At 46.4% G+C, this 15,996-nt stretch carries 18 protein-coding genes; 16 read left to right on the top strand and 2 right to left on the bottom strand.

Annotation, left to right across the window (positions count from 1 at the left end; translation table 11 throughout):
- Nucleotides 1-181: 181 nt before the first annotated feature.
- Nucleotides 182-514, bottom strand: a complete 333-nt coding sequence (locus ACJJII_RS19630; RefSeq protein ID WP_444917419.1) for a hypothetical protein — start codon at nt 512-514, stop codon at nt 182-184.
- Between the two features lie 1,162 nt (nt 515-1,676).
- Between ACJJII_RS19630 and ACJJII_RS19625 the strand changes: the two genes are divergently transcribed.
- The 7 genes from ACJJII_RS19625 (at nt 1,677) to ACJJII_RS19595 (ending at nt 7,449) form a co-directional block, all read left to right on the top strand.
- Nucleotides 1,677-1,868, top strand: coding sequence for a hypothetical protein (locus tag ACJJII_RS19625; protein WP_444917418.1), 192 nt, complete (start codon nt 1,677-1,679; stop codon nt 1,866-1,868).
- Nucleotides 1,869-2,709: 841 nt separating this feature from the next.
- Nucleotides 2,710-3,072: a hypothetical protein gene (locus ACJJII_RS19620; protein ID WP_444917417.1), complete on the top strand. Its 363-nt coding sequence runs from the start codon at nt 2,710-2,712 to the stop codon at nt 3,070-3,072.
- 86 nt (nt 3,073-3,158) lie between these two features.
- Nucleotides 3,159-4,067, top strand: a complete 909-nt coding sequence (locus tag ACJJII_RS19615; RefSeq protein ID WP_444917416.1) for a hypothetical protein — start codon at nt 3,159-3,161, stop codon at nt 4,065-4,067.
- 146 nt (nt 4,068-4,213) lie between these two features.
- On the top strand, nt 4,214-4,558 hold the full coding sequence (locus ACJJII_RS19610) for an OTU domain-containing protein (RefSeq protein ID WP_444917415.1): 345 nt from the start codon (nt 4,214-4,216) through the stop codon (nt 4,556-4,558).
- A 188-nt stretch (nt 4,559-4,746) separates the two neighbouring features.
- On the top strand, nt 4,747-5,382 hold the full coding sequence (locus ACJJII_RS19605) for a hypothetical protein (protein WP_444917414.1): 636 nt from the start codon (nt 4,747-4,749) through the stop codon (nt 5,380-5,382).
- Between the two features lie 321 nt (nt 5,383-5,703).
- On the top strand, nt 5,704-6,516 hold the full coding sequence (locus ACJJII_RS19600; RefSeq protein ID WP_444917413.1) for a hypothetical protein: 813 nt from the start codon (nt 5,704-5,706) through the stop codon (nt 6,514-6,516).
- A 540-nt stretch (nt 6,517-7,056) separates the two neighbouring features.
- Nucleotides 7,057-7,449: a hypothetical protein gene (locus ACJJII_RS19595; protein WP_444917412.1), complete on the top strand. Its 393-nt coding sequence runs from the start codon at nt 7,057-7,059 to the stop codon at nt 7,447-7,449.
- A gap of 432 nt (nt 7,450-7,881) precedes the next feature.
- Here ACJJII_RS19595 and ACJJII_RS19590 read toward each other — a convergent pair whose 3' ends face one another.
- The gene (locus tag ACJJII_RS19590; protein ID WP_444917411.1) at nt 7,882-8,022 is read right to left on the bottom strand and encodes a hypothetical protein; all 141 of its coding nucleotides are present in this window, start codon (nt 8,020-8,022) and stop codon (nt 7,882-7,884) included.
- Nucleotides 8,023-8,620: 598 nt separating this feature from the next.
- On the opposite strand from ACJJII_RS19590, the gene ACJJII_RS19585 reads away from it, so the two are divergent.
- The 9 genes from ACJJII_RS19585 to ACJJII_RS19545 all read left to right on the top strand — a co-directional run bounded on the left by ACJJII_RS19585 (nt 8,621) and on the right by ACJJII_RS19545 (nt 15,994).
- Nucleotides 8,621-9,880: a hypothetical protein gene (locus ACJJII_RS19585; RefSeq protein ID WP_444917410.1), complete on the top strand. Its 1,260-nt coding sequence runs from the start codon at nt 8,621-8,623 to the stop codon at nt 9,878-9,880.
- Nucleotides 9,881-9,939: 59 nt separating this feature from the next.
- Nucleotides 9,940-10,218 carry a hypothetical protein gene (locus tag ACJJII_RS19580; RefSeq protein WP_444917409.1) on the top strand — a complete coding sequence of 93 codons (279 nt, stop codon included), beginning with the start codon at nt 9,940-9,942 and terminating at the stop codon, nt 10,216-10,218.
- Between the two features lie 12 nt (nt 10,219-10,230).
- Nucleotides 10,231-10,761 carry a SycD/LcrH family type III secretion system chaperone gene (locus tag ACJJII_RS19575; protein WP_444917408.1) on the top strand — a complete coding sequence of 177 codons (531 nt, stop codon included), beginning with the start codon at nt 10,231-10,233 and terminating at the stop codon, nt 10,759-10,761.
- Nucleotides 10,748-11,932: a type III secretion system translocon subunit SseC family protein gene (gene sctE / locus ACJJII_RS19570; protein ID WP_444917407.1), complete on the top strand. Its 1,185-nt coding sequence runs from the start codon at nt 10,748-10,750 to the stop codon at nt 11,930-11,932. Before ACJJII_RS19575 ends, sctE begins: the two co-directional genes overlap by 14 nt.
- 46 nt (nt 11,933-11,978) lie before the next feature.
- Nucleotides 11,979-12,725 (top strand): hypothetical protein, encoded by a 747-nt coding sequence (locus ACJJII_RS19565; protein ID WP_444917406.1) that lies wholly within the window; start codon nt 11,979-11,981, stop codon nt 12,723-12,725.
- A 72-nt stretch (nt 12,726-12,797) separates the two neighbouring features.
- The gene (locus tag ACJJII_RS19560; RefSeq protein ID WP_444917405.1) at nt 12,798-13,694 is read left to right on the top strand and encodes a helix-turn-helix transcriptional regulator; all 897 of its coding nucleotides are present in this window, start codon (nt 12,798-12,800) and stop codon (nt 13,692-13,694) included.
- A complete protein-coding gene (locus ACJJII_RS19555) occupies nt 13,685-14,470 on the top strand; it encodes a hypothetical protein (RefSeq protein WP_444917404.1) in 786 nt (261 codons plus the stop codon). Before ACJJII_RS19560 ends, ACJJII_RS19555 begins: the two co-directional genes overlap by 10 nt.
- A gap of 35 nt (nt 14,471-14,505) precedes the next feature.
- Nucleotides 14,506-15,624: a TyeA family type III secretion system gatekeeper subunit gene (locus tag ACJJII_RS19550; RefSeq protein ID WP_444917403.1), complete on the top strand. Its 1,119-nt coding sequence runs from the start codon at nt 14,506-14,508 to the stop codon at nt 15,622-15,624.
- A complete protein-coding gene (locus ACJJII_RS19545; protein ID WP_444917402.1) occupies nt 15,617-15,994 on the top strand; it encodes a hypothetical protein in 378 nt (125 codons plus the stop codon). Before ACJJII_RS19550 ends, ACJJII_RS19545 begins: the two co-directional genes overlap by 8 nt.
- The last annotated feature ends 2 nt before the right edge of the window (nt 15,995-15,996 follow it).

Below are 15,996 nucleotides of genomic sequence, written 5' to 3'. Positions count from 1 at the left end.
AGCCTCTAATAGGGCATCTTCCATGCTGGATCGCCGGGCTTGTAAATAGCTGCACACAGTGGTTGTGCCCAGGCATGTGCGATCAATGGCAGGGTAGTATTATAGGCTATACTAATTATCATCGAGTGAAGGGGGGTATCCGGGAAAGATGCCCCCCAACCGTTATATATTGCTTTCAATATCACAAAAGATATACCGATAGCTCTCTAGTGGATAGATAGCGAATATCAGCCTGTGGATACTTTCGAATAATCTCCAGTGCTGCCAGGCTTGCAGAGTCTTTATCAGGGTATCGTTCCGGTTGTTTAATATTTGATATCCTTCTGCCGGACATAAAGCGGACAACAATAATATAATGCCCTCCCCATTTCCCCCAAAGTACTTTGCTCGGGTACTCAGTGGGGGGCGATTGCTCTGGTGGCTTTTCCTTTTTTTTAAAGGATAACTCCGTCTCACGTTGATGCATTAATTCAGCGAGTTGATTGAGCTGTTGACTATAATCTTTGATTACCATTTTTCCTTAGTGCCAGTAAAGTCCTTTCCCATCAATTCGCAGTCAAAGCGCGATTCGCAAGGGGCTATTGTTATGATTAATTATTATGCGGAAGTTTTATAAACACAGGCACAGCGCCTTCCGCTTTTACTGCACCCTGGGATATTGCCGCCCGGAGGCGTTTAGCGTTTAAAGCGCGCTGCTTATTTGTGGTGACTTGTATAGTTGCATTGAGTTTTTATTCACTTCCTTAAGGGTAGCAATTGTATGATCTTTAGTAGATAAGGTGATCTCTCCCTGGCCTGGAAACAGGGGCTGCACTTGCTGGGAGGTAGCGGGAATAAACTGGATTATGCTCAGCTGTCCTCATTTTTGAGCGGCCTGCCTTACGCCTTGGTGCCGCTAAATTATCGTCTGGCGTTACCACTAGTTTGGCGGAGCACTACCTGCCTGTGTTGAGGCGGCAGTATTGGCTGTTTTCACGCTACATACTGCATATTTCAATAAGCGAGGTTGGGTAGGCGAATTGAACCTGCTAAAAAAGAGCAGTGCAAAACCTTAAGCAGATTAAATTTTATTACAATTTAATCCTCGAGTCTCTTAAATTTTGCTATTAGATTTTAGATTTTAGATTTTAGATTTTAGATTTTAGATTTTAGATTTTAGATTTTAGATTTTAGATTTTAGATTTTAGATTTTAGATTTTAGGTTTTGGGCTTTAATGGGTGTTCCAAGGTTTCGGTACATATAAGAAGCTTTGTTGGCTGCTACTATTCCCCTTCCGCCAAAGAGGAACCTTTCCGGAATTTAGGTGCTGAGCACCTGGTGGTGCCTCGATCCAATCCCGTATCCGGCCCGCTGGACATAGCTTCCCAGGAATTACTTGCTTGCCGGCTCGGCGTGACAGCTGCGGCCTTGGGGTGCACTGGTGATTGTAAAGTACAGGCCTCGGATTGGGGCCTGGGGGCAGGTAAATATGGACAATGGTCGTTGCGAGCTTGGCGCTACGCAGGTGCAATACAAGATTGAAAGTCAATCTGTCAGGGTTCTTTCGGGGGCATAGAATGATTGGAAAAACCAATTTCTAAAAAAATAAGTCCAAAGTTGAAAGATTAATCAGCGCCGGGCAATTACCATTAGTGCCAGAAGATGTGATATTTGTTACCGGAAGTTGAGGTATAAAATGAGCAGCGAATTTGAAATCCCCTGGATTGACTGCCGTGAGAGAGTGCCCACAAATGAAGATGCCACAAGACGTGGTATGGTTGAGGTGGTTTGGTTTGATGTAGAGGCTGGCCCGGTGCAGATCAGCTGGAAAACAGGCATTGATCACTTTGAAAAAGCCAAGAGTTATGCCGGCTGGCGCCCTCTATAATCCGCAAAGGTGGTGACTACATCTAATTTGTGGGTCTAGAGTGAGCGCGACAGGCTCGTGTGGCCCTGCTTGGTGTCATGAGGTCTGGAGAGGGTGTAATAGTCACCAGCCCTGGAGGGTGCGGCAGGGGGCTGATGCCTTGGCTTCCAAATCCTATGCTGATCCTGCTGCCCGGCCCTGGCTTTAAGGGTGGGCAGCATATTTGAGCTTGCGAGCTAAATCTTAAGCCCCCAATCAATCCCTGCGGAGTCAAGCGTGGCCGGCAGCCAGGCGGGAAGCCTTTGCGCTGCCTCGTAGTGCCTGCCAATGGTTCAGGTGCAGCCCGTTGACGTCTTTAAGGGGTTGGAGTACCTGGGAGGCAAGCCCTCTTTTTGGGGGCAGTCGTCGTACTTAAAAGTAGTTCCCGGCGCTTTAACTTTAATCGGGTATCACGGAGTTATTCAGGGGCTCCCTAAGTCGCAAGGAGCCAAGGAATCCTTGCCATATATCCGTCTGTGATGGGCGATGCCTCCTATCGGGCGGCTGCCTGCCTGGAGCTCTTCAGGGTGAACTTGGTTGGGACCCCTCAAAAATGACCAAAAGTCACAACTACATCAGGAAAACCTAAAGAAAAAGCGTTTTAGGTTGGGTAATCTTAGATAGTGTCACTTAGTCTTCCCGCTGGGAAGGGAAATTATTAATTGGGTGGTTCTATTAATGCTGCATCAATTGGAGCGAAAGAGTTGGACGCACTGTGTGAGGCTAAAGTTGGTCTCTGTAAGGCAGCTGCACCCTTCAGGACCAGGTGTGAGCTGGAAACCCTGCCTCTATAGCAACCATTTAATCGAGAGCCTATTTTATTATGTCAAATAGTATAAAGTTAAATGGAGCCCACACTGCCCCGGGGGCTCGCATAGATGGTTGTGGTGCTGCCCCCTTAAGCCAGGATGCACAAAAGGTCCCTAGTACCTTTGCAAAAAATCGCCAGACAGAGGTTGTGGCCGATGTTGCCCCCTCTCAGAGCCAGCCTTTCTCCAGTCCCAGGTCTATCGATAAGGTGGATGCGCACACTGTCCCCGGGGGGGAGAAAAAAGTTTTACGTGACCTCTTTCGCGGCATGAACGATATAGTTTCGATCGATAATTCTTCGAGTCCGGCGGAGAAAGTTAAGCAGCTAAAAGACATTATACAAGTGGCTGATAAAAAACTTGCCGGGGGCGATTGATAGCTCAATTGCTGGGAGCGCAAGCCCACTGCTTTTTGTTGAATTGAATTTTAATTACCTCTAGATAACTTGGGGAGAGATCGCGTATGGGCCTACATCTGCCTTCAATTTCGGGACTGACTTCCGCCATTAAAACCGACCCGGCACTACTTAAGCAAGTGGAAAGCATGAGTAGCGTTCAAAAGCTAAGGATTGGCGCACAGCTGATTTTTAAGGGTCTTACCAGTTGGGCATCTCCGCCCCGGGGCAAAGACAGGGATGAAGAACCTGCTGCCCCAAAAGAAATTAGAGCTGAAACTTCAAATGTAGATCAGCAGTTGACGGAGCTTTTGACTGTAATTAGACAGTTGGCAGTTCAGCTTGGAAAGGTGATTGATAAAATCGATCCACAAAAGGGCGGATCTAGTAGCTTGCCCCAGCTTCAAGGTGAAGATGCTGCCTCGCAGAGGCAGGCGAGCGAATTGAAAGCACCAGGAAGCGCACAAGGTAAGTCTACGGTTGGGGCTCGCCATGCGCCGTTTACACTTGGAGACCTTAACAATCAGATAGGAAAGCTTAAACAAACAGAGAAGCGGGAAAGAGCACAAGGAAAGCCCCCTACTAACGGTAACCGCCTTGCTTTGACGCCTGAACTCTTAGGAGGGGCAATAGAAAACCTAAAAAAAACAAGGATGCAGGAGTTTGCGCCAATAGAGAAGACTAAACCAGCCATGGCTGGGCAGCCTACTAGCGGTAAGCGCTTTGTGATGACACGTGATGTCTTAGGGGAGGCATTACAAAGCCTAAAAAAAACAAAGGAGCGCGCGCCAATAGCGAAGTCTGAGTCAACCCCGCTTGAGCAATTCCAACAGAAGATATTTGAAATAAGAAAAGATATAGCTCCGGAAGAGTCGGGTGATAATTTGGATGATAATTGGAGTGATTTTGAGGGTGGTAGCAAGGCGGCCTCCCCCAAGGCAATGGACGACCTGAGCGATTCGCAAAAAAAAAAATAGAAGAGCTGATTGCGTTTATTAAAAAGGATCGTCAGTGGAATTCAGAAATCGGGGACTCGCTGCCTGGTTTAATTAGCGCGCATCTTAAAAGAACAATTTATGTTGTGAGTCCTAATGGTAGGGGAGGGGGCAAAAATGTAAAGAATATGCAGTGCATTCAGGTGGATGTGAAGTACCCAGGGAAAGAGCCGATATTCCTTTATCTCGATAAGCGCAAGCAGCATTACCAGCCTATGCTAAAAAAATTAAATCATCAAGGGCGGGAATCTTTCAGCTTTGCAGGCAAAGCAGGAAAGGGGGATCTTAAAACCATTCCTGTCAAGCCTGACGGGAACTGCATGTTTAATTCTGTAGCGATCGCTCTTAATCGTGAAGATAAACGCGAAGTTTGTAATAATAATTTGCTCCGCAATAGGCTGGCTGACTGGATTAGGGAAAACCCCGGACACCGCGCTGTTCAGTTTTATCTTGAAACAGATGGCTTAAAATAAGGTAAAGTTGCGAGGTCGCTTAGTGGCCTGGGGCAGTGCGGCTAAAATTCGCGTGTAACGGGCTTTGAGTTGGAGGTTAAGGGGTATTTGTTGAACCAATTTTTATAAATATCCTATTCTGAGATTGGTTAGAACTTTTAGGGAAAAGGCTTCCTAGGTATATTGTTAAAAATAAGAAGGTTAGATATATGTCGGATTTAAATGGTAGCACTCTCAGCGTTAGAGGCTCACATAGCCAAAAAGTCAACTCCCCTAATGATAATCAGGGTGCAACTCCCGCACGTGCACAACGGCAAGGGGTGTTTAGGCGAATTCGCAGCGCGCTAAGCGCTATTTTTTACAGAATGGTGTGTGTAAAAAATAGGGTTGCCCATTCCCGGCCGCAACAGATCACTGTAGAAAAGCACCCCGATAGTTCCCGGCATACACCACTAACTCCTGAGAGTTCTCATTATCGAGTGAGAGGCGAGTTCAATGGGGTTAAAGTGAATTTTAATGCAATCCCAGGTTCTTCTGAGAGCAAGGTGAATGGCGACAAGCCGGACTATACAAAAATTGATGATAGGAATTTAAGTAATATTTTTGGGCATCGTGAGGTTGGCAAGCTGGCGGTAGTTGGAGATTCCAGTAAGTGGATTGACATATTTGAAGAAGAAGCGATGGCTGCGCCGAAGGTGTCGTCGCAACCCAAAAGGCAGCCCAGTGTGCTACTCGACAGCGCAAAAGATTCCATTGATGCTTGGTTCGATAAAGCTCCTCCTGGTGCAGAGGCGGAGAAGCGGGAAGTTGGCATTACCGGTAGTCTTCCGAGCGTACTGAAATAAGGGCGCGGAAAGCTCCAAGGAGTGTGTGAGAAGTGGAAAAGTAAATGTGCGGACTATGTTTGAGTGAAGATAGATAACGCCACTACTTGTTTTCAATAAAGCAGTCGGTAGATTATTTCTTCGGATACATATGCGCGCATATATTTCCCTTTGTATAGCGGTATCTCCAGCATACGAATTTGTAACAGTGAGGCTTATGCAGTAAGGGCTTTACTGGGAACAGTGTAATCAATTACAGCAGGTTTAATTACCCTCCCTGCTGCCAATAATTATTTTGGAAACTGAGGGGGTTTAAACAATAATTTTTTGGAGGGTGATATTTTGCCAGGAACTGTAAACAGTGCTAGCAGTAAACAATCTGTAGGAAAGGCTAGTCAATTGGAAGATGCCGGTTTAAACCGGGATAATCTGCGGTCTAAGAAGTTGTTTAGCTTTAAAACCCTTAGGGCGGGCGTAAGCAAACTCTTTTCATCAATGGCAAAGATGAAAAAAACGGTATTGTCGATGCCGAAATTTATGCGTCCAAAGTTTGTGGGGGCGAGTAATGGTGGAAAACCAAATGAAGGCCTGGAGGAATTCAGGGAAAATATGCTTAAGGATCCTATAGATCCTAATAAACGCTCTGTATTTTTATCGAAGACGTTTGGTGGTCGTAAATCTTTGTTTTTATCAGCGAAGTATAATGATCAAAAGCTTCTCCCTGAGAAGCCCGATACAAAGACGGATACCCTAGGGTTAGCGGCGAAGGTGGACTCTCGGACAGCGCCACCGCCACCGCAAAAGACACCCGCTGCGCCAGTCTTATCGCCAATTGTAGCCTCTGCTGATTTCCCTAGTGATCCTGACCTTCGGCAATTGTTTAGATATGGGCTTGGGCCGGAGGTAACACCAGCCTCTGCTGATACAAGCAAGGGTGTGGATGTCGGAGATGCTCCTGATAGCGTAACAGATTTCGATGCGCAAACATTAGTAACCGAAGAGTTCACGTCCGACTGGTGGGACGACGTTCGTGACAAGTCGGAGGCCGCTAGTGAAGGCTATGTGCGAGGGCGCGGTCGTGAAGTACCGAAGGGTTATGCAGCGGAGGTCACAAAAAACGCAATTAAAGATATCGAAAAGGAAATATTCGGATGACTATCATTTGATGATGCTCTTCCTAAAGAAGTCACTAAAAATTGAAAGGTCTATCGCTTCGGTATCTTTAGTGCAGCGTTTAAAAACAAGTGTCAGGCCCTCAGTCCGGTAACAAGGGGGATGCCGAAAGCCTTGGATTAATTGCGAGCAGTAGTGAAGCCGTAGGTTGCTACCGTTGAAAACTGGAAAGCGGCACGTTTCCCTTAATGATAGCTTGCAAAGCTGAAGCCCTGGGGCAAAGGCTTTGCGAGGAAAAGTGCAATTACCACAGGTTTAATTGCCCCGGGCGCCAATAATTGTTTTGGAAGCCTGGGGCTTAAATAATGGTTTTTTAAAGAGATATAGTTTGCCAGGAAGTGTAAAAAGCGCTAGCGGTAAGCAGGCAGTAGATACGGCCAGCAACCAGAAAGCGGCAGGTGTAAACCAGGAAAATCCGCGGCCTAAGAAGTCGTTTGGCTTTAAAAGGCTTAGGGAGAACGCAAGCAAACCGTTTTCATCATTGGCAAGGATGAAAAAACGGTATTGTCTACAGGAAAATTTATGCGTCCACAGGAGGGGGCGAGTTGCAGTGATGATTCGTTTTTCGAAAAATATTCTGACTCTATAGAGTTGGCCTTAGCGCTTCGTGATGGAAAAACAACCCGTAAGGCTCTTCATCGGCGCTGGGGGCAGTTCAAGGAGCTAGGAGATTCCAAGTCCGTGGGGAGAAGATTGCCGGGCAGAGAGCCTCATCCGGTAGAAGTTGCCTACGATAAACTAGGGCCTATCTCTTGGCAAAAGGATGAGGAGGCGGGTGTCGATAATTCCAAGCTCGATGCGAGAACATTGCCGGACGTAATATCCTGCTGTGGTTGGGAGTGCGATTCAGAGAAGGAAGGTGAGCTTGTAGTGGACGACTATTTACGGGCAGCACGTTTACAGAAAGAAAGTTAAGTTTTTTCTTCCGCTTTTGCGGGCGAAGTTCGGGGTGCGGTTCATGGGGAACTCCTGATGCTGTATAAGATACTTAACTCATGGCTTGGCCTGAAGATCTCCAGGCCGGCCATGAGTAAAGCCTTCTGCGTCTTTTCCGGTGCGCAAGGGGGGGGGTATGCCGGAAGCCCCTACGCGCACTTGCGGTCATACATCCCGGTTGATATTTATCAATTCTGCAAGCCGGTGGAGCACTATAGTGATGGCCGTGGCTTGTTGTTGGGGTGCGGTTTTTCTGGAGGTAACCCTAACTTTTGCAGGATCTCGATGCGGAGCACGAAGTGTTCTGCAGTCTTCAGCTGGCGATTGTTAAAGACTACAGCATCTGCGTTACAGGTCACGCTATTGCCCACCAACTTGAGGTCTGGCTGGATATTGTGGTGTTACTCAGGGTTATCCTCCCGTCATTAACCTGTAGTCCCAATCCCAATCCCAATCCCAATCCCAATCCCAATCCCAATCGCGCCCAAAATTCACCAGCGCTCCTCCTGCTGCCGCACTCGGGTAGTGACAAATTTCAACGGTGGTTTCCACGGTGGTTTCCACGATAGCTTCAATGGTCTCCGGGGATAATGCCTAATTAACCTAGATGGCTTGCATTCACTCCGCTTGCAGTCCCGCTCTCCAGGCCCACTCTTTACCCCTGTAGAAATACAGCGATGGCGAGATTTTATTTTGCTACTCGCCAGTTCCGCAGGAGGACAAATGGTGAAACTAAACTTTGACCGTTTTTAGGTGGGAGGTATTTCCCCAGCTGTACTTTGGGAGGTTTAGAAGTGAGGAGGGGAGCGTTAGGGCTAACCCCGATTGAGTAGGCGCTAACTTGTTTTTGGTAGAGCCTGGATAGTGGCAAGCACGCTTGGGTGTCGATGAATATTAAAGGAGCGGGCTTGTGGTGAGTGAGGTATTGAGCAGCCGGGCAGCTCCAGTGGCGAATTAAATATTTCGTGAAAAAAAACTGAAATCTAAAAAAAAAATACCAGAAATCTAAAGCGGCGATTTTTGGGCGACGTATGATGGTACTGAATGTTGGGTCAGGTAGGGCTTCTGTGCCGACTGACAGTAACGTGATTGATAACGGCAAGCGCTCATACCTCAGTTTAGCTTGCAAGGCTTGGAGATAGGGGGATCTATGGTTGACAGTGTCACGCAAGTAAAGGTGGCGAGTACCGACAGTGTCTCGCAAAGCGGTTCAACATCTGCGGCAGAAGCCGAATCTGTTTCGGCAGAGTCCAGCGGGGATCTGTGGTTCTTTGGCTCCTCCAAATTTCGCATGGATGGCAATGGCGATGTGCGCCTGGCAAGCTCGGAAGAAATCCTTGGGGAAACCAAAAGCTCTCCATCGGCCATGGTGGATGTGCTTTCTACCGGCGCCGACCTGCTGCGCTTCGATGCTAACGGCTATTACCAGGATGATGTAGATGCGATCGCCGCCCTTCATGCCCAAGCCGATAAAACGACCGAGGAAATCGCTGAAGAAGTCCAGCAAGCAACGGTCGATTTGCGCAATAAGATGAGGGCGGATATTGAAGCCGGTGTCTTTACTGTTGATGACGCCGGCCAGGTTTACCACAACGGCGTGGCAATTCCGCCGGAAAGTGTCGGCTTTGAATTAAACGCCCTTCTGATTGAATCCCTGACGAATCAGGTATCTGAGCTCAACCAATTAAAAAGTGACATAGTTGCTGTCGATGGGTGGGTACAGGCAGAGCTTGAAGAAAGTGAAGAGGATCATGTGGTTGCTCTCTATGATATTGATCAAAGGTGCTATATCGAAAAAAAGAGGGCCTATAGTGGAGGGTCAGCTATGATCGGCGCCAGTTGGGGAAGATCAGGTTATAACGATGAGTATGACTTTTGTAAGTGGCACGAGGTAGAAGGCCACGAATCAGACTTCGATAAATTTGCTGCGGAAACCTTCCCGGAGATGGAATCTGAAAAGGGTAAGGAGGGCGATGTACTCATGGACTCTATTCGCAGCGATTACGACCGCCTGATGGAAGGCTCCGGCCTCACCACCCCCGAGTGGGGAGAGGAGATGCCTAATAAGGAATACGATACAAAAGGCCCGATGTCGGGTGAAGGCCTTTCACAGAAGTCAGAAATCGCCACTCGAGATTTTAACTGGGAAAATAGCACCGGAGCGGCGGGGGGGAATAAATATCGAGGCACTGACCAAGCGAAAGAAACCAATAGAGTCGCCTTCGATACAACCACATTCACGTCTGCCAAGGAAAATATCAATGCCCGGGTATCCACACTGTCTACGGTGACTGAGCAGCTGGGCACCAACCTAAACGTGGATAATAGTCGCTATAACAACCTGATCGAAGCAATGAACAACTACAACAAGTCAGTATTGGATTCACTGAAAAGGTTTTCCATCTACTAATTCCGTTGGCAAATGTTACTACTTGCTGGATGCTAATTTTTTCAGGAATGGTGCAGGGTATGTTTATTGATACTGAAGAAGCTGCTAAACGCTGCCAAAACACGCTGGATCGAGCCAATCGCGCAATACGGCAAAGCGAAAAGCGAGAGGCTGAGCTGACTCGCGCCCTCGGGTGCTCGCGGCAGCAATGGGTAAATCAGGTAAAGCAGCAATTTGGGGAGGCAGGAGTGCAGGAACAATTTATGGCCAGAAAGTTGTTGGACGAAACCCTGTATAAGAAAGAGCAGATCGATTTGTCGCCCGTAAAAAAACCCTTTTTTGTGATGAACCCGGTATAGCGAGGGGCAAGTATGTCGAAAGTAGATAGTGTGCCCTCCCTGACTGATGATATTGATGAAAATGACTGGATTAATTTCCTGGAAAAAGGCGGAACCTTGGCGGAGGCTCTGGATGTTAATGCCGAGGAGCTGGAGGCCATATATACATTAGCCTATAAAAAATATGAAAGCTGCAATTACAAGGAAGCCTTATCATTATTTCAGCTGTTGTGTCAGTGTGATCACTATGAAGCCAAGTATATGCTGGGGTTGGGTGCGACCAGGCAAGCGTTGAGTGAACATCAATTGGCTGGAGAGACTTTTAGTTTTGCAGCTATTGTCCACCCGCACGACCCACGATTTCCATATTATGCTGCCGAGTGCCACCTGGCATTAGGTGATTGGCGTAGCGCTGGAAGCGGTTTTGAGATGACCATGCTTAGGTGCGAAGGAAAGCCAGAGTTTCAAACCCTAAATGAAAAAGCCACTGCTCAGTTTGAAAGGCTAAAAGCCAAACTGGACAGGGAACAGCAAATTAAGGACAAAAGCAATGACGACGGTTAATGGGAATCAACCCCCCTCAATCTTTACTAACACCCTACAAGTCCTCCCTGAGCTTTCACAGGAGAGCCTGGAAATTGCACAGCGAGAGCAGTTAAAGGCCGAAGCAGGTAATGCTGGCCTGGCCAGTTTGAACAAAGAGGTTAAGAGTGCGCAAAGGGCCGAGTTGCAAGTTCCTTCTGCAGATACTGAGACGGGTGATTTTTACGAAACAATCACACTTGCGCTGTCTAAAATGGCAGGGCTTATGGGTGACATGGCGGACACTATTCAGGTAGAGCTGCAATTTAAACAGTATGAAATCAAACAGCTGCTCAAAGATAAATTAAAGACAATTGAAGAAAATCAGGAGCGCCTCGAAGAGCAGGTAGAGGCTCGCAAAGCCTTTGAAAATCAGAAAAGGCGCTCAGGGGTTTTTGGCAGCGTGATGAATTTTACATTTGCGGCTGCGGAAATTGTTAGTGGGGCGCTGTTAGTTGTGGGAGGGGTGGTTTCAGGTAACCCCGCACTTATAGCCGGCGGCACCTGCCTAATAGCTGCCGGGTCATTGGAAATTGCAGCTGAAGTCGTAAAGCTGACGGGTGGCAGCGCTGAACTTGAAGGGAAGCTTAGAGACGCCGCATTGGGATTAATGATTGCCGGTATAGTCATGGGTACCTGCGGTGCGGGCACCGGCTTGGCTGGGGGGGCTGCTGCGGCAAAAGCAGGCGCTAAAGAGGGAGCAGAGCGGGCACTCAGGGAGGGGGTCGAGGAGGGCGCCGAGCGTGCGGCAAGGGAAGGTGCAGAAGCCTCTGCTGAGAGAGGGGCGAAGGAAGGCGCAAAAGCAACGACTTCAAAATCCACTAAATATGTAAAATCATCAACGGGTACCTTTGTCGCTTCAGCCACCGTCCAAAATGCAGGAAATGCAGGGATGAAGATCTATGATGCAAAAATACAGCGGGATTACGATAGGCGTGAAGCAGAGCTTGAATTTGACATCCAACGTTTGCAAGCACGACTGGAAGCCGTTATAGCCAAGCAGGAATTCGTCAATCAATTGATACAGCTTTTAAAAGAGCAGTGGTGTCGGGCGATTGTTAGCCCTGTGGAAAGTGCAATAAAAGTGCTTAATGGTGCAATTCAGGATCGTGGCGCTGCCAATACACGCATAGCCGCCAGTTTCAGTGTTTAAATATTGCCGTTGATATTAATCGTAGAGAGTATAAAGGGATAGTATTGTGCCTACCTTATCAGAGAATAATTTGGGAATTAGTTCCAATTCACTTAACCGCGCTGAAAAAATGGAGCTGGACAACACCAATCCAGCAGGAAAGGGCGGGCCGAAACCTTCAATTATTAGTGCCGAGGATGCGCCTAGCTCCTACCGGGCTTTAGATAGCGAATCAGAGGATGTGCAGAACTTCTTGAAGGCTTTCGCCCACAACAATCATATCTACGGCCTAATCAATACGTTAAATAATAATTTGAAGGCGGTGTATAGAGATATGCGGGAGGGGGAAATCTCTATCCGTGTTAATAAATATATCGATCAATTTGACACCGCACTGGAAAAGCGGGATGAAATTATTAAATATGCGGGTGAGATCTATGACACGCGTATGAGAGCTGCGAACATGAAGATGGGCATAGGCATAATGCACGGCGCATTGGGGCTTGGCAGTCTGAGTGGCGGTGGCGGCTCCGGTGGCGGCTCTCCAGTTGGCTCCTTCGCTCAGGCGGCGCAATATAACATCGAAGCTAAAATTGATAGGTTAAATGCAGAAGCTGAAAGGCTTAATTCGATGTTACAGGCTAGGCAGGTAGAGTTAGATGCGGAAATTAACCTGGATAAACAGGATGCAGAGTTAGCTGGTGCCCATATTAGTTTAATCGACAACCTGACCAGTACGTTTTCATCAATGATTAATGATCTTCATTCACATCATAGCGCAACAGTTAACGCACTATCAAAATCAATAGTGTAGATAGATTTACACTCGCTATTTGTAAATGTTAGGTACGGATAAATCGTTATTTAATTACGAGTTATGATAGAAATGAACAATCTTTCCTACAGGGAGCAGGAGAGTAACAGGGAAGTGATTGTCGAGAGCCAATTTAGTGGAGAGCTCTTTGAATTAACAACGTTTTTAATGCCAAGTGGAAAATCTATCGTACCTACATTTTCACCCTTTGTTAATTTGGTGATGATGGTAGCTGGCTCTGCCCATGTTACATCGGAGAATTTGGACTTTGATCTCGTAATGGGGCAAGTTTGGCTTGTGTCTTCTGGTGAAGAGTATGAGCTAAGCAACGATCATGCGCAGGAAGATATAGTTGTTATCTGCGTGGGCATTACTGCAGCAATGCTCGCAAGGTTTTACGACAGGTATGACAATGATCTTTTGCAGAAAAAGTATCCAGTTAACTCTTTTGAGTCATATGCCCCTAAAGGAAAGATGCCAATCATATTTCCTGCCTGCGAACTAACGAAGATATCACTAGATTCACTGCGCCTGTTCAGCCAGATGGGGCATGATGGATTGAATGCATTAAAGTTAGAAGAGTTACTGCTACTAAAGTTAAATAGTGAAAATGGACAAACCCTTGCAAATGAGTTCCTCGATCGGGTGGATCCCGCGCATGAGAAGTTTAGGTTGTTCATGGAGGAAAATATCGCCAAAAATTGGTCCGTTGCAGATTATGCAAAGAATGTTGGTATGAGCCTCACCTCATTTAAGAAAATGTTTGCGCAAGTTTTTAAAAATTGTTCCCCAAAATCATGGATCAATGAAAGGCGGCTTCGAGCTGCTGACTTCCAGTTGCGTACAACCGACAAGAGACTTGTTGATATTGCGATAGAGAGTGGGTTTTCCAGTCAGTCATACTTCACACAACTGTATAAATCCAAGTATGGTGTCTCACCATCAGAGGCGCGTCAAAAGTGTATTTGAGAGCAATTCTTATTTGCCTGGTTTCTTCCATAATGGTGGCTGGATGTGCGGCTCAGCATGGGAATGATCAGGATATATTACCTACGATTAATGTCGGGGTTCAATTAGACAGCCCTATCTCTACTAAAGCAGCAGATATATTATTTTCTGGGGATGCAGCTTCAGGAAATAGTCCATCTTCTGTGAAATCACTACCGGTGCAGGCACTTCAAAGGGAACTTTCATTGGGGAACTGTGATGTGGTGATTGGCTCTTTGAGCAAAATAGGGAATGACCCGAATCTCACTGATTGGGAGTCTTATGTAATTGGGGCCTTGTCATTCAATTATATTGCCTTAAAGGGGAGCGATCATATCTTAAGAGCCGCAGATCAATATACTTTTTTTTCCCAGGTTAAGTCCGTTGGGTATGTAACCGAAGGGACGCGTATAAGTATTGATACCTCTATTTTGAATTTGCACCCTTTTGCCAGTTCTTTTGTAGAGTGCGGGCCACTAAATCAGTGCCTTATGATGCTGAAAAATGGTGATATTGATGCGCTTTCTATTCCAGATATAGATTCCCGCCATCTGCAAAACTACATCCTAACCAAATATGATTTGGAGCTTGTCAGGGCGAAACACACTGAGCGTGCCATTTTCTCAATTGGCCTCAATGCTCGTAGCCTTACGTTGCAGGAAAGACGTGCGCTTACTGTATCATTAAAAAAGCTATTTAAAACCCAGGTTTCCACTGTTTTAGATGTACAAACAAACAATGATCGTAATAAAGCCTAGCCATCAATGAGTTATATTACTTCTAAGGTAGTCTTATGAGTTCTCCAAACGGTCAGCCTTTAGGGGTTAGTCGTACTATAGAAAAACCTACGGCTATCGATAGTGCGCATAGGCAAGTACAGCCCGCTCATTCCGGGAAGACCATGCTTGAGCTGGCAAGTGATCAACTGGAAGAGGCCGGTTCCTATTTACATAAATATAGGAACTTAAATCGTAGTAGAGCCAAAGAGTCCCGTAAAGATTTTGATAGTTCAGAAATAAAGAAGCTTACAAATGCTGCACTTAATCAGCATCAGGTAGGTAAAATCACTGAGCTGGCCGGTGGGATTAAGCAGGGGCGGTATAACAAATCCGAAATACTGGATCAAATTAGACAATTTTCACAGCAATTCTCTTCTGATTCTACACAGCGAGCGCTGGCCCTGCTTTCACTTAAGTCACAGATTGCAGATGCCCCTGAGCCTGTCCAAAATCTCAGTGAGATAAATTCCGAAATCGATGCGGAGTTAGAGCCTATATCAAACTCTTTGGAGTTTAAAGCGGGTATTCTGGCTTATAGCGCTTCAGATTTGGCGGAGCAGGGTGGGCTGGACAAGTACCAGCTCCAACAGGCAACCCAGCCATCATATGCCGTCGACTTTGGTAATATCTACCAGGTGGTATGTGATTTAAGGGAGAAGTTTGGAGAGAGGTATCTTGCACTAGGAGCAGCGGAACTATGCAAGCAATTATCAGCGCAATACCATGAGGGTGGGCGGAATATTGATAGCTCAGAACTTATATCCCTGATGAGGAATATGAGTGAGCTTAAAGTTCTGTTGGCGTTATTTGATGCTTGTGGCGATACCGCTAGACTATTGGTTACACCTGCCACAGATTTAAATAAAAAGAATGAGTTGACCAGCAACCTGTTAAGTGAAGTCTTATCTCTTCAAAAAAAGAACTGGGTAGAGAGTTCGGATATTACTCAAATAGCCACTAAGTTAGAAGTTAGCGATTTGGCACAGATGAATATCCTGGCAGTGCAGATTAAACATATCGTAGGTCTTGTGCCTGATCATATATATGGTGATCCAATGCAAAAACGTCAGTGCATTGATGCAATATTTAAATGTACAGATATGTTTGCTAAAAGAGAGAGTGCCAGTGCCTAATTGGGTTGAAGCGATATTAATCCGGGTTTTTTCTCGTCGTAATATTGAGGTCGATCAATGGCAGCTTAGCCAGGAATACTTGCAAGTAGATGTGCCAGATCTTGGCAATCTTGAGCTAAATTACTTATCTCAGGATGAAGCGTTATTAGTTTCCCTTAGGTTGGGCCATCGGGTTGATGATGACATATTAAAAGTGATGCTGGAATTGAACTCCTATTGCAATCAAAGTTTATTATCCCCTACGTGCCATTTGTTCTCGGATCATATTGTTCTTAGGTTGTTGATTCACAGGGAAAACTTAGATGTTGTCAGTTTTGAGGCTGCGCTAAACAATTTGTATCAAGTTAATCAATCTGTAGTTGGGTTTTAGGT

This window comes from Microbulbifer maximicatervae (SeqCode) (genome assembly GCF_052467825.1).
This window is presented reverse-complemented; position numbering and strand designations above follow the sequence as displayed.